Annotated in this window: 11 protein-coding genes; 3 read left to right on the forward strand and 8 right to left on the reverse strand. The window is 40.0% G+C overall.

Annotated elements, in window-relative coordinates:
* Nucleotides 1-123: 123 nt before the first annotated feature.
* On the reverse strand, nucleotides 124-1,797 hold the full coding sequence (locus LQZ76_RS01005; protein ID WP_230097914.1) for an alpha-glucosidase: 1,674 nt from the start codon (nucleotides 1,795-1,797) through the stop codon (nucleotides 124-126).
* 17 nt (nucleotides 1,798-1,814) lie between these two features.
* A complete protein-coding gene (locus tag LQZ76_RS01010) occupies nucleotides 1,815-3,170 on the reverse strand; it encodes an SLC45 family MFS transporter (RefSeq protein ID WP_432443417.1) in 1,356 nt (451 codons plus the stop codon).
* A gap of 132 nt (nucleotides 3,171-3,302) precedes the next feature.
* Here LQZ76_RS01010 and LQZ76_RS01015 point away from each other — a divergent pair, with 132 nt between their 5' ends.
* Nucleotides 3,303-4,274, forward strand: a complete 972-nt coding sequence (locus LQZ76_RS01015; RefSeq protein ID WP_230097915.1) for a LacI family DNA-binding transcriptional regulator — start codon at nucleotides 3,303-3,305, stop codon at nucleotides 4,272-4,274.
* 64 nt (nucleotides 4,275-4,338) lie between these two features.
* Nucleotides 4,339-5,322, forward strand: coding sequence for an alpha/beta hydrolase fold domain-containing protein (locus LQZ76_RS01020; protein ID WP_230097916.1), 984 nt, complete (start codon nucleotides 4,339-4,341; stop codon nucleotides 5,320-5,322).
* A gap of 41 nt (nucleotides 5,323-5,363) precedes the next feature.
* Here LQZ76_RS01020 and LQZ76_RS01025 read toward each other — a convergent pair whose 3' ends face one another.
* On the reverse strand, nucleotides 5,364-7,133 hold the full coding sequence (locus LQZ76_RS01025; RefSeq protein WP_230097917.1) for an oleate hydratase: 1,770 nt from the start codon (nucleotides 7,131-7,133) through the stop codon (nucleotides 5,364-5,366).
* A 120-nt stretch (nucleotides 7,134-7,253) separates the two neighbouring features.
* Nucleotides 7,254-8,498, reverse strand: a complete 1,245-nt coding sequence (locus LQZ76_RS01030) for an MFS transporter (protein ID WP_230097918.1) — start codon at nucleotides 8,496-8,498, stop codon at nucleotides 7,254-7,256.
* A 193-nt stretch (nucleotides 8,499-8,691) separates the two neighbouring features.
* Between LQZ76_RS01030 and LQZ76_RS01035 the strand changes: the two genes are divergently transcribed.
* Nucleotides 8,692-9,579: a LysR family transcriptional regulator gene (locus tag LQZ76_RS01035; protein WP_230097919.1), complete on the forward strand. Its 888-nt coding sequence runs from the start codon at nucleotides 8,692-8,694 to the stop codon at nucleotides 9,577-9,579.
* 57 nt (nucleotides 9,580-9,636) lie between these two features.
* Here LQZ76_RS01035 and LQZ76_RS01040 read toward each other — a convergent pair whose 3' ends face one another.
* The 4 genes from LQZ76_RS01040 to LQZ76_RS01055 all read right to left on the reverse strand — a co-directional run bounded on the left by LQZ76_RS01040 (nucleotide 9,637) and on the right by LQZ76_RS01055 (nucleotide 12,684).
* A complete protein-coding gene (locus LQZ76_RS01040; RefSeq protein ID WP_230097920.1) occupies nucleotides 9,637-9,798 on the reverse strand; it encodes a hypothetical protein in 162 nt (53 codons plus the stop codon).
* Between the two features lie 17 nt (nucleotides 9,799-9,815).
* Nucleotides 9,816-10,382: an LOG family protein gene (locus tag LQZ76_RS01045; RefSeq protein WP_230097921.1), complete on the reverse strand. Its 567-nt coding sequence runs from the start codon at nucleotides 10,380-10,382 to the stop codon at nucleotides 9,816-9,818.
* A 19-nt stretch (nucleotides 10,383-10,401) separates the two neighbouring features.
* Complete coding sequence (locus LQZ76_RS01050; protein WP_230097922.1) at nucleotides 10,402-11,190, reverse strand: alpha/beta fold hydrolase; 789 nt, start codon at nucleotides 11,188-11,190, stop codon at nucleotides 10,402-10,404.
* A gap of 99 nt (nucleotides 11,191-11,289) precedes the next feature.
* The gene (locus tag LQZ76_RS01055; protein WP_230097923.1) at nucleotides 11,290-12,684 is read right to left on the reverse strand and encodes an amino acid permease; all 1,395 of its coding nucleotides are present in this window, start codon (nucleotides 12,682-12,684) and stop codon (nucleotides 11,290-11,292) included.
* Between the last annotated feature and the right edge of the window lie 207 nt (nucleotides 12,685-12,891).

Raw genomic sequence — 12,891 nt, forward strand, 5'->3', positions numbered from 1 at the left:
TTGGTTGCACCCGATGCTTTTTTCTTTTGATTATATCTAAAAGGGCCACTAAATGAAATTTAAAATTTCATTTAGTGGCCCTTTTTTTATAGGGTTATGTCACAACCCCTTTTTATTATTTTATTACCGCACGACTAATGCTTGATATGGTGCGAGCGTTAGTTGTTCATTCGCCTTCGTTAACGTTGGTAAGTTATTCAACAGAATTTTACTAATCTTGTAATCAACTGTAGTTGCTTGATTATCTAAGTTAACCAAAACGGTGACCTTTTCTGTCTCAAGGTGGCGTTCATACGCGACCACATTAGCTCCTAAATTCAGTGGTTCCAAGGTGCCTTCAACTAGTATCCGATGAATATCCGTATTACGTAATTGACTCAATGCACGATAGAAATTAAGGACTGAGGCTTGATCAGGATCTTCGGCCGCAAAATTAATACCGGCCCGATCATCCCCCATTGGTAACCATGGTGTCACCGTTGAAAAGCCACCAAATTCACTATCATCCCATTGCATTGGCGTCCGTGCATTATCCCGTGACTTAGCATTAACCGAAGCTAGCGTTTCTTCTGCACTCATGCCCGCAGCTAACCCTTCTCGGTAGTTGTTCAACGTTGAAACATCGTTGAATTCATCGATTGATTGGCGATGGGCATTTTTCATCCCCAATTCCTGCCCTTGATAAATAAATGGAATCCCTGGTAAATAATAGTACATCGTTGCCAAGGCTTTGGCGGCGGTCGGTGTTTGGTCAGCCGTATTTGGCACTAATTTTGATAAGACCCGCGGTTGATCATGGTTTTCCAACACATTAGCAGCATGGCCGCCAATCGCATGAATTGCCCGTTGACTGTTAAACAAAATATCTTTTAATTCCGGTACCGTCCAATTCGACCGCCCACGGAACCATTCATCAACATTTTTGACATCAATGTTCATATAACTGAAATCAAAAATCATTGAGAAATAACCATCTGGACCGATGTAGCGTGCCAAATCAGCTTCAGGGACTCCGTAAGCTTCACCAATTGTAACACAATCATACTTATCAAAAGTTTCCCGCTTAAGTTCATCTAAAAAGACATTAATTCCAGGCCGATTTTGGCCCTTTTTAACTACGCTTGCCATGCCATCTGCCGCATCCGGTTCAATACTAGCCCAGTCTAAATCTTTCTTTAGGTGGGTAATCGCATCAATCCGGAAACCACCAATCCCTTTGTCTAACCACCAATTGATCATTTGGTAAATTTCTTGGCGTAAAGCGGGATTTTCCCAGTTTAACTCGGGTTGTTGGGGCGCAAATGTATGAAAATAGTAATTGCCTGGTTCACCAGGAACTGCCGTCCAAGTTGATCCGCCAAAGATCCCCCGCCAGTTGTTAGGCACTTGACCATCGGTTGTTTGTTTAAAAATATAGTAATCGCGATATTTACTAGTGGGATCCGCCAAGGCAGCTTTAAACCACGCGTGTTGATCAGAAGTATGGTTAACCACTAAATCCATAATGATTTTAATCCCATGTTCGTTGGCTTTAGCTAGTAGTTCATCAAAATCAGCCATCGTCCCAAATTGGGGATCAATCGCTTGGTAATCCGAAATGTCATACCCCATATCAACCATTGGTGATTGGTAAATTGGTGAAATCCACACCATCGTCACACCAAGGCCTTCTAAATAATCTAACTTACTGATAATTCCTTGTAAGTCACCAATCCCATCCGCATTCGTATCTTGAAAAGACCGTGGATATACTTGATAGGCAACTTGATCTTGCCACCATTTTAATTGTGCTGCCATCTTAATTCTCCTTTAAATTATTTAGCTACCCCAGTGAGGTGTTCTTTAACACCAAATGATGCAAAAGCCCCAATGACCAATAGAATACCTGAAATCAACAACATACTTGGCATATGATCATGTAATAATGGGAAGACAGCGAATGAAGCAACTGAAGCCACGATTTGTGGTAAGCAAATTGACCCATTAAATAGTCCCAAGTAAGTTCCTTCATTTTGACCTTGTAGCGCCGTCGTTAAGTACATAAATGGAATTGAAGTTGTGGTTACCCAACCAATTCCGATTAAAATAAATGAAATGATTAGTGGATATTGCGTGTGGATAAAGAAGATTGAAGCAAATCCAATCCCACCTAGTAAAAGGCCACCAAAGTACGCCATTTTACGTTGACTTGGGTGAGTACTAGATAAAATAAAGCCCCATAACACTGATGCTACCGCTTGAACAGCTGATAAAATTCCAAACCAGTTTCCAGCAGCTTGGTAGGCAGCCGTCGTTGGATCCGTTGTGTTCCAAACATTGGCCGCAACAGCACCAGTTCCATAAGTCCAAAGGTATTGGAACGCGCCCCAGCAGAAGAATTGTACAATAGTTAATGTCCAGAAAACTTTAGGCGCTGATTTTAATAATTCAAGGAACCCCTTCTTTTCATTTTTTTGTTCGTTAGTTACTCCATGATATTTAGCATATTCGACATCATCATATTCATGTACGTTTTTAACTGTAAATAATGAACTCACAATCAATAAAATTGCCCCAATGTAGAAAGCATAAATTACAGAATCAGGAATCCGTCCTTTAACAGCAACATTGGCTACTCCAAGCGCCGTTAACCCAAATGGTAGCAAGGTTGCTAAAATACTACCGATATTACTCCAAATTGATTGATATGACCACGCATAGTTCTTTTGATTATCATTAACGGTATCCCCGATAATCATTTTAAATGGTTGCATGGCCACGTTAGAAGATAAATCCATAAATAGAATTGCAAAAGCACCAAATGATAACGCCGCTAAGGAACCATATCCAAAGCCAAATGAACCTGAGTTAGGTAGCAATATCATCATAATTACTGAAACAAAAGCACCAATTAATAAATAAGGTAAGCGCCGACCACCAAGCTTAGGTAACCACGTTTTATCTGAAAAATAACCAACTAAAGGTTGCACAAACAATCCCATTAGTGGTGGTAAAATAAAGAAGAAACCTAATTTAGTCGGGTCAGCACCGATTGTTTGGAAAATCCGGCCCATACTTGAACTTTGTAAAGAAAAGGCCATTGAAACTCCTAAGTTACCAAATGTCATCAACATAATCGTTTTTTTCGAAAGTAGTGGTAAACTACGAACGTGATTTGCACTTGCTTGCATGTTAATTTCCTCCTAGAAATTAATTTATCTTAAATAACTTTGACTACTCCCTTAATTTATCGCATAATGGAAACGCTTACAATGGTTTCATGCGTGTTACCGGTAACAAGAATTTAAAGGAGAATTTTTACCATGACAACTTTGACTGATATTGCTCGTGAAGCCCATGTCTCAAAAATGACTGTTTCACGGGTTATCAATCACCCTGAACAGGTCTCTGCTGATGTTCGTGAACTAGTTGAAAAAGTGATTGATAGCCTTGGTTATACACCTAATCGCGCGGCCCTTGCGCTTACTCAAAGCCGCCATTATGTAATTCAATTTTTAATTTTAGAAGATATCGAAACTGTCGAACCATATTATGCTAAGTTACTAATCTACCTAGCTGAGGAATTACAACGGTTAGGTTATAGTTTAGAAATTGGGCATAACCGCCAAGTTGAAGTTAATCACGTCGATGGTTTAATTGTTGTAGGTGGCCGCCAAACTGACATTCCATTTTTGCAAACTCTTGGTAAACCCGTCGTTACTTATGGTTCCCTTGGCCCAGCAATTCCGTTTGTCGATGTTGATAATTCACTTGGCACTTATATGGCAACAACTTATTTGCTAGAACAAGGCATTGAAAACATTTATTATGTCGGGGTTAAACTGCCGGAATACTTTGCGCTAGCACGGTTAGTCGGTTATTTGGGGGCCATTAATAAATTCCAAACCCCACGACATGTCCACCAAATTTTAAATAACGAAAAACAAGCTTTCCAACTAATTCGCCATCTCGATATCAAACCTAATAGTGCCTTTGTCGCTGCCACTGATCGGATTGCAATGGGGTTATTAAATGGTCTGGCGCTTAACAAAATTAAAGTGCCTGAGACAGTTAGTGTAATTGGCTTTGACGGTATTTTTTTAAATCAAATTACTAGTCAACGGCTAACAACCGTCCAACAGCCCCTCAAAGAAATCGCCCAAGCGCTAATTGACAGCCTGTTAGTGCAACTCGAAGGTCAGCCTGCTGAAAATCGTTTATTACGTCCGCACTTGGTCTTTGGTGGCACTACAATCGATCATCAACCAAATTTAGTCCCTTTGGTGGAGACTTGATAATCCACTAAAATTTTATCCTATGCTAGACTAAAATAAACACTTAATTAAAGGAGTATCGTCAATGAAATATAAATTTGGAGCCTTCCTACTAGCAACTCTTGGCACTGGTTACGCCTACAGTAAATACCAAGCACACAAAGAACACCAAAGTCAAAGCAGTTGGTTAATCAGCGATGCTATCAAGGTCCTCAAGCCATTCCCACCAATCAAGTCCGTGGCTGATTATCAAAAATTGTATCAAGCGAGTGAACAACCCTATGCCTTGCCCAAAAATATCCAATTACAGTTTGGCTTTAAAGCCCGCCCTGATAATGCCGATGTCATTGAATTAAACGAATTCAATGAAGATAATGAACGCATTATTTTCTACGTCCATGGTGGTGCCTATTGGATGCAACCAATTTATTTCCACTACGCCATGCTTCATCACCTCGCCAAAGAGCTTAACGCGCGGATTGTCATGCCAATTTATCCCAAAGCACCGGCACACCATGCTCCCGAAGTGCATGACATGATTCTAGATTCATACAAGCAATTACTTGCTGAAGAAGGTGTCAAGCCCGAAAACATTACCTTTATGGGTGATTCAGCTGGGGGTGGTTTCCAACTCGCCTTCATGCAAAAATTGCGTGATCTTGATGCTGATTTATTACCTCGGCGGGCAATCTTATTATCACCTTGGTTAGATGTTACAATGACTAATCCCGCAATTGATGCAATTCAACCGCTCGATCCGATGTTAAATACTGGTCAACTCCGCTTCCAAGGTGAAAAATATGCCGGACCGCTAGCACCAAGTGATCCCTTGGTTAGTCCCATCTATGGTGATTCAAGTAACTTACCACCCATTGATGTCTTTACTGGCACGCACGATATTTTATTCGCAGATGCTAAACGTTTTAAAAGCCTTGCCCTTGAACATGATTGGGATGTTAACACGCATATCTATCCTAAAATGTTGCACGTTTTCTCATCTTTACCAATCATTCCTGAAGCAAAAGAATCATTAGCTGAAATTATTGACATCATTGCGGATGCCGATTAACTAAAAAGAACCAAAAGCCAATGGCTTTTGGTTCTTTTTAGTTAATCGATCAATTTTGCTTGTTTCAATAGCTCTTCAATAAACGTTCCTTCAATTTTACGGCGACCAATGCGCTTAGCAAAGCGTGGTACCGGAATATCAAGTTCATCAATTGTCTTGCCGTCACTAAGCACATAAATTGATTTTAAAAGTTCGCGAATATCATAAACTGAGGCAAAGACTTCTGGGACACCGCGTTCAACGTCTAGTAATTGGTAAACGGCTTCCATCGCTGTTCGAACTGAATATTCAGTCGTAAAGACCGTATCACGTTCTGTTTCCGCAAAGTTACCAATAAAGGCTAAGTTTTTTGAACCATTTGGGATTACCAATGGGCGATCACCTGGTTCACGTTTCATAAAGTATGACGTAATAAATGGCATGTACGTTGGTACGACATTACATGAATTAGCGGCAAATTCTTTAATCCGGTGGGCGGGTACCCCTAAGTGATAGAACAATTCTTGGGCAATTTCTTCACCAGTACAATCAACAATTTTCTTGTTAACGTAATTACCAGGTTCATCAGAAAGTAATGCATAGACCCACATAATTGTTTCATCAGGATTTTGTTGCTTAAAGTGGGGTTGGCGGTGAACACAGAAACTCATTAACCAATTTGAATCGCGGACAGTGACAATCCCCCCGGTCACAATTTTACCTGAATGGGTGTCGCGATTCGTTAAGCGTTCCAAGTATGGAATCACATCTTCATTTTTAAGGGTTACCGTAGCTGAAATATACCAACTTTGAGCTGGTAAATTAGTACTAAACACATCTGGTTTCCCAAATTCTGGTGATTGTTGAGCTAAGTTTTGCCATAATTGCCAACTGGCCCCCATATCAGGATTAGGAATGGCTGGTTGGTGATGACTACCATGCGTCGTACTTTCAGTAATCGAACCGTTAGTTACAAATACTAAATCATCGGGTGTTAAATCAAGCGTTTTTTCAGCCCCTGCTTGGACTAAGAAAATGCGTTTAGCAACTTTTTCGTCACCATTAATTTCAACTTCCACATTTTTAACGATGGTATCGTATTGGAAATCAACCCCATGATTTTCAAGATATTTAATCAATGGTAATACGAGTGATTCATATTGATTGTAACGTGTGAATTTCAAGGCGGTAAAATCAGGCAAGCCCTTCACGTGGTGGATAAAGCGCATCACATAGCGACGCATTTCTTGGGCTGAATGCCACCGTTCAAACGCAAACATTGAGCACCAGTAATACCAGAAATTAGATGCAAAAAACTCATCTGAGAAAAAGTCTTCGATACTTTGCCCAATCAAGGCATCTTCTGGTGTCATCACCAATTTGATAATTTCAGCGGTGGCTTTACCTAATGTAAATTCACCATCATCTGGGACTTCTTGGCCATTTTTGTAAATTAACCGACAATTTGATGAATTCGGATCATCTTTATCAAGCCAATAAAATTCATCTAAAACGGAAGCATCTTCAACTTCAAGTGACGGAATTGAGTGATATAAATCCCATAAACACTCAAAGTGGTTTTCCATTTCGCGCCCCCCACGAATGATAAATCCCGTATCTGGATTTAAGGCTCCATCAAGTGCCCCACCCGGAATTGCTAATTCTTCAAAAACATGAATCCGTTCACCCGCCATATGACCATCGCGAACTAAAAATGCGGCCGCAGCTAAACCAGCCAAACCACCCCCAACAATATACGCTGATTTTTGATCAACGCCGGCTGGTTTTCGTGGTCGTGCAAATGCTTCATAGTTACCATTAGAATAGTACATATAAATTCCCCCTCGGTTTGCTTACCTTAAAATAAGTTCGTGTTTCAATGCTAGTCTAGCAATTTACACACTAAATTACCAAAAATAAGACCTCACCGCTAAGCGACGAGGTCTTATTAATTATTTAGCAACTTTTCCGTGTTGGGCATGTTCAGTAAGATGGTGGATTTCTTGTTCAATGCCTTTAGTAACTTTACTTGGATTGTAGTAAATCTTGTAAAGGACGGCACATACTAATGGTAAAATACCGGCCACTAAGTACATTTCTTGGAATGAAATAAAGTTTTTCAATTCACCTAAAATGTAAGGCCCAATCCCAATTCCAAGGTCAAGGCCGATAAAGTACGTTGAAAGACCCAGACCGATTTTGTGAGATTCTGTCCGTAAAGTCTTTAACACGACGGCTTGTCCATTTGACATAAATGTTCCGTATCCTAAACCAACTAAGACCCCCGAACCAAGTAATTGCCAACCAACCGTGGTAAAACTAAGCGCAAACAACCCTAGGGTTAAGAAGATATAACTAGGATACATGACACTGTCTTCACCAAAGCGGTCAAACATTTTCCCAGACATGGGTCGCGTCAAGGTAACCGCACCGGCATAAACTAAGAAGAAGAATGAACTGACTTGGACTAAGTGAATGGCTTCAGCATATGATGCCAAGAATGAAAGGACACTCGAGTACGCTAGTCCCATCAACAAACCGATGAATGAAATAAATAACACTTTACGTTCCATGAACGTGTTGAGTTTCCAACTCTTCATCGTTGCTAAGTGATCGGGGTTAACTTCGATTTCTTTAACTGGTAAGATAAAGCTACCAAGTGTTGAAAGGACGATTAAGATAATTGATATGATAATGATTGTGTAGAAATTAGTGTATGTGAGTAATAAAAGACCAATCAATGGTCCAAAAGCGGCGGCTAAACTCGTACTTAAACCGTAGTAGTTAATCCCTTCACCCCGTTTTGAAAAGGGAATGTATTCCGTCACAATCGCATTGGTGGCCGTTGAAACCATCCCGTAACAGAAACCGTTCAATAAACGAATTGCAAATAAAATAGCTAAATTAGGCATGTATAGGTAAGCAGCGGTCGTAATTAGGTAGGCAAGCCCCCCATAACGTAAGACATTCTTACGACCAAGAATTTCCAACTTTTTACCAATAAGCAGGCGGGCAAATAACGTCCCGATAATATAAATTCCGGAAGCAAGCCCAGCCTCTGCAAGACTTGCATGTAAATGCTTTTGGGCAATCACAGCGATAATAACGATCAACAAGTAGTAAACTAAGTACACTACAAAGTTGATGACGGTGACACTGATAAAGTTCTTATTAAATAAATGCTCTTCCTCTTCCATAATAATCCTCTCTAATAAATGGGCCGATTTAAAATAATTTAACTGGCAAACACTATTAAAAGTTAAATATTACCTTAAACCATTTGATATCATTGACTATATTATCCATTAAATGTTATAGTCAACCGTTAAAGAGCTTATAAAATTATTTTATATGTAAGGTCAAAATCCTTGCTATGACTGGAGTTGAATTATGTATCTGCATGATTTTGAATATTTTAATCAATTAATTTTACAAAAAAGTTTTTCAAAAGTGGCCGCATACTTCAATGTAAGTCAACCAACTATCAGTAGTGCCATCAAACGCTTAGAAAATGAACTCGATACGACCCTCGTCATTCGCGATCGTTCACATAATGAATTAATCGTCACCCCTAGTGGCCAACAATTTGCCCAACACGTCGCCACAATTCTCAATGAATGGCGTGTTAGCAAGGCCGAAATTGAGCGGCTAAATCGCCAACAATTATTTTTTGGGATTCCCCCAATTATTCAGAATAGTTATTTTGCCAAAATTGCCCATGCCTTACAACAACGCCAAATGTTAGCTGAAATTACCTTAGTGGAAGCCGAATCCAGTATTTTACGCCGCCGTCTATTAGCAGGTGAAATTGATTTAGCCTTATTAGGTACCATTACGAATGATAATGATCCGGAACTATCGCGAACTGAACTTGGGCGCAGTCCCTTTCGCATTTTTCTCTCTAAAGATCACCCGCTCGCACAAAAAAAAGCCGGCGTTTATTTTGCGGACTTAAAGAAAGAAAATTTTATTATTTTTGCCTCAAGTTTTGCCCATACTGAAGCAATCCGGATTATGGCACGCCAAAATCATTTTACACCGAAGATTATTTTTCAATCCCATGATGTTAACTTTTTGATGAATATGGTCGCTGAAAATGTTGCCATCACCTTTTTGAGTGAAGTCGCAACGCCTAACCGCGATGATATTATTAGCATCCCGATTCTTGATGAAGCGCAACCAATGTTTATCACGAGTTTAGTTTATCGGACTAACCATATGCTAACCCCGACGCAGCAAGCGCTTTTAGGGGTCATTGATGAATTGTATCACCACTAAAAATACGCCAAAAGGCTCCCTGAATAATTTTTCAAGGAGCCTTTTGTTACATATTCTTTATTTTAATTGTTCATTCAAAAGCTTGCGTAGCCCACGCACTAACTTAGGGGCCACAAATGTAAATATGACGGCCACAAATACGACAATAACAGCCCCCAATGGTGTCGGATGCGTAATAAACGCCCCGATACTGACAAATAATAATGCTAGTAAAGCCATACATACCCTCTTTCTATTTAACCTTTAATATCAATAACTGGTGGTACATAAGTATCCATGAACTGGTAAATTTCTGCTAATGAATCGGAAAATAGTAATTTATCAAAATCAGTTTGTGTTAAAAATTCATTATTTACCATCGTTTGAAACATTGCTTGTAAATCATTGTAATAGCCGTTGACGTTATAGAATGCACATGGTTTTAAATTATCCCCAATTCGCATCCATGAAAAGGCATCGACAATTTCTTCTAACGTTCCTGGCCCCCCTGGTAATGCTAGGCAGCCATCGCTTAAGCGTAACATTTCTAGCTTACGTTCGGAAATATCAGGAACGACGCGGACGTCATCTAAGCGTTCTAAAATCGTCCCCATATCAGCTAAATTCTTTGGGACAATTCCAATCACATCCCCACCCAAGTCAAGGACTTGATTTGCTAGAATGCCCATCAAACCATATTTACCACCACCGTAAACCAAGCCTAGATTTTGTTCCACTAACCATTGGCCTAATTCAGTCGTAATTTTTTGATATACCTCTTGGTTCCCCACCGAGGCCCCACAGTACACTGCTATTCGTTCCATTTCGTCGCCTTCTTTACTATTATAATGTTAAAAATTCACTGATAACCCGGTTGTATTCCTGTGGCACTTCAAGTTGGGGTAAATGCCCCGCCCCAGGGAAAACATGTGCCTGGGCTAAGCCACTTTGGGCTAAGACTACACATGCCTGAGCATGGGCTGAATCCCATAAAGGTGATGCACCACCAGCTAAGTATAATTGTGGGACCGTTAACGTTGCAATTAAATCACGCCAATCTTGCGTCAAATGATTCCGTAACAGTGGTTGATTACCTTCAAAATCAAATGGATATTGCTTATGTTCGGCCCGTAAATTATCTTTTACGGCTTCAGCAATTGGTAGTTGCGCCATTTTAGTTTGCATAACCGTTGCCGCTTCAACCGCCACATTACTCCAGTTAAGGTTTAAAACGCCATATGGCCATGTTGATGTATTCATCGGATATGGTGATTCATCAGTCGTGACGATTTGCTTAATCTTAGTGGTCCCATGCAACATACAATACGCCCAAATTACGGCTGAACCCATTGAATGGCCAATTAACGTAACATTATTAAGCTGTAACTGGGCTATTAATTCGGCTAAATCTTGACCTAACCGAGCAATTTTTAAGTTTAATTCACGGTGCGTTGAATGCCCATGATTCCGAGCATCAAAAGCCACTACACGGTAACCTTGTGCCACAAAAAATGGGATTTGTTGTTGCCATTCCTCTTTAATCCCCGAAAAGCCAGCTAAAAAAATTAGCGTGGGACCTTGGCCTTGATCGGTATAGGCAATTTTTATTTTATCACTGGTGGTAAATTCCATGAGGCCCTCCAATTTATCTAATTACCCCTTATTATAGCTAAAAAAGTCCGTGAAAGTAATCACTGGACTTTTTTAGGTTAATTATTTATTTTTACAAATTTAGTTAATAATCGTGTTTTTATTCGTCACCGTTTTAGGTTTTGTCACGATGGCCCGTACGATATACACCGCACTAACCACTGCTAAGTACAACGCACCAACGATTACGGAAATCCGGGTTTCTTGATTAATAAACATAAAGACCACAACTATTGCTAACACAATTAATGAGAAGTAATTTGAAAACGGAAAGAGTGGCATTTTGAATGGGTGATTTGGAAATTGGTGCGCGTGATCGCGGCGGAATTTCAAGTTACTAATTAAAATCACAAACCATGGCACCATCCCTGGTAACACACTTGAACTGTAGACAATCACAAATACATTTGTTGATGCGGCCATTGGTAATTCATTTAACAACATCCCAATTAGCATTCCCGCTGATAAAACTATTACTGGTACATATGGCACTTTAAAGCGTGAAAGCTTTGTAAATGCTGGTGAAGCATCATGAGTATTACCTAGCGTGTAAAGCATTCGGCTGGCACTAAACATTCCTGAGTTACAACCTGACATTGCTGCTGTTAACATTACAAAATTAATTAGCCCAGCGGCCACGGTAATCCCAACTTTCGTAAAGGTTTGAACAAATGGTGACCCAATTGCATTTAACTCGTTCCATGGGTAAATTGTGACGATCACAAAAATTGCACCAACGTAAAAAATTAATACTCGCCCGACGATTGTGCGAATTGATTTAACAATTGCTTCTTGGGGATTTTTAGCTTCCCCGGCCGTTAAACCAATTAATTCAACCCCTTGATATGCCCCCATAACCAATGATAGTGCAAAGAAAAATCCTTTAATACCACCAGTAAAGAAACCACCATGTGCCCATAAATTGCTAAACCCAACTGGGTGACCATTATTACCAATCCCCAATAAAATAACCCCTAAACCAAGAATAATCATAATCACAATCGTCGCAACTTTGATAAAGGCAAACCAAAATTCTAATTCGCCAAACGCACGTACTGAAAATAAATTAGCACCCGCCAGTGTCAAGACAACAACAATTCCGGCGACCCATGATGGGAAATTGGGCCACCAGTAATGTAAATACGTACCGACCGCAATCACTTCACTAATTCCCACAACTAACCATTGGAACACATTACTCCACGCTGTTAGAAAACCCGCAAATGGATGAATATATTTACTTGCATAGTTTACAAATGAACCTGTCGTTGGATCAACATATAACATTTCACCTAAAGCCCGCATTACAAAATACAAAATAATTCCCGCAAATGCATAAGCTAATAATGCTGATGGTCCGGTCCATTTAATCGTTGACCCCGCACCCATAAATAATCCAACCCCAATCGTACCGCCTAATGCAATCATTTGCATGTGTCGTGATGATAACTCACGCTTTAATTCTTTCTCTGCCATACCTTACCCCTCGCTTCCTGCGATATATACAAAAACGCCCCTAGATTCTCAATAAAATCTAGGGGCGCTCATCGCACGGTTCCACCCAAGTTAAGTAGCACAAAAATACTACAGTATAAAGTCCTACAACTCTTATCGGGGTAACGGCCAATAACCTCGCTAGCACTTTCCACCAAATGTGTACTCAACTAGACTCGTAGGGAGATT

Origin of the sequence: Periweissella ghanensis (assembly GCF_918814755.1) — a bacterium.
In the GTDB taxonomy this organism is placed as follows: domain Bacteria; phylum Bacillota; class Bacilli; order Lactobacillales; family Lactobacillaceae; genus Periweissella; species Periweissella ghanensis.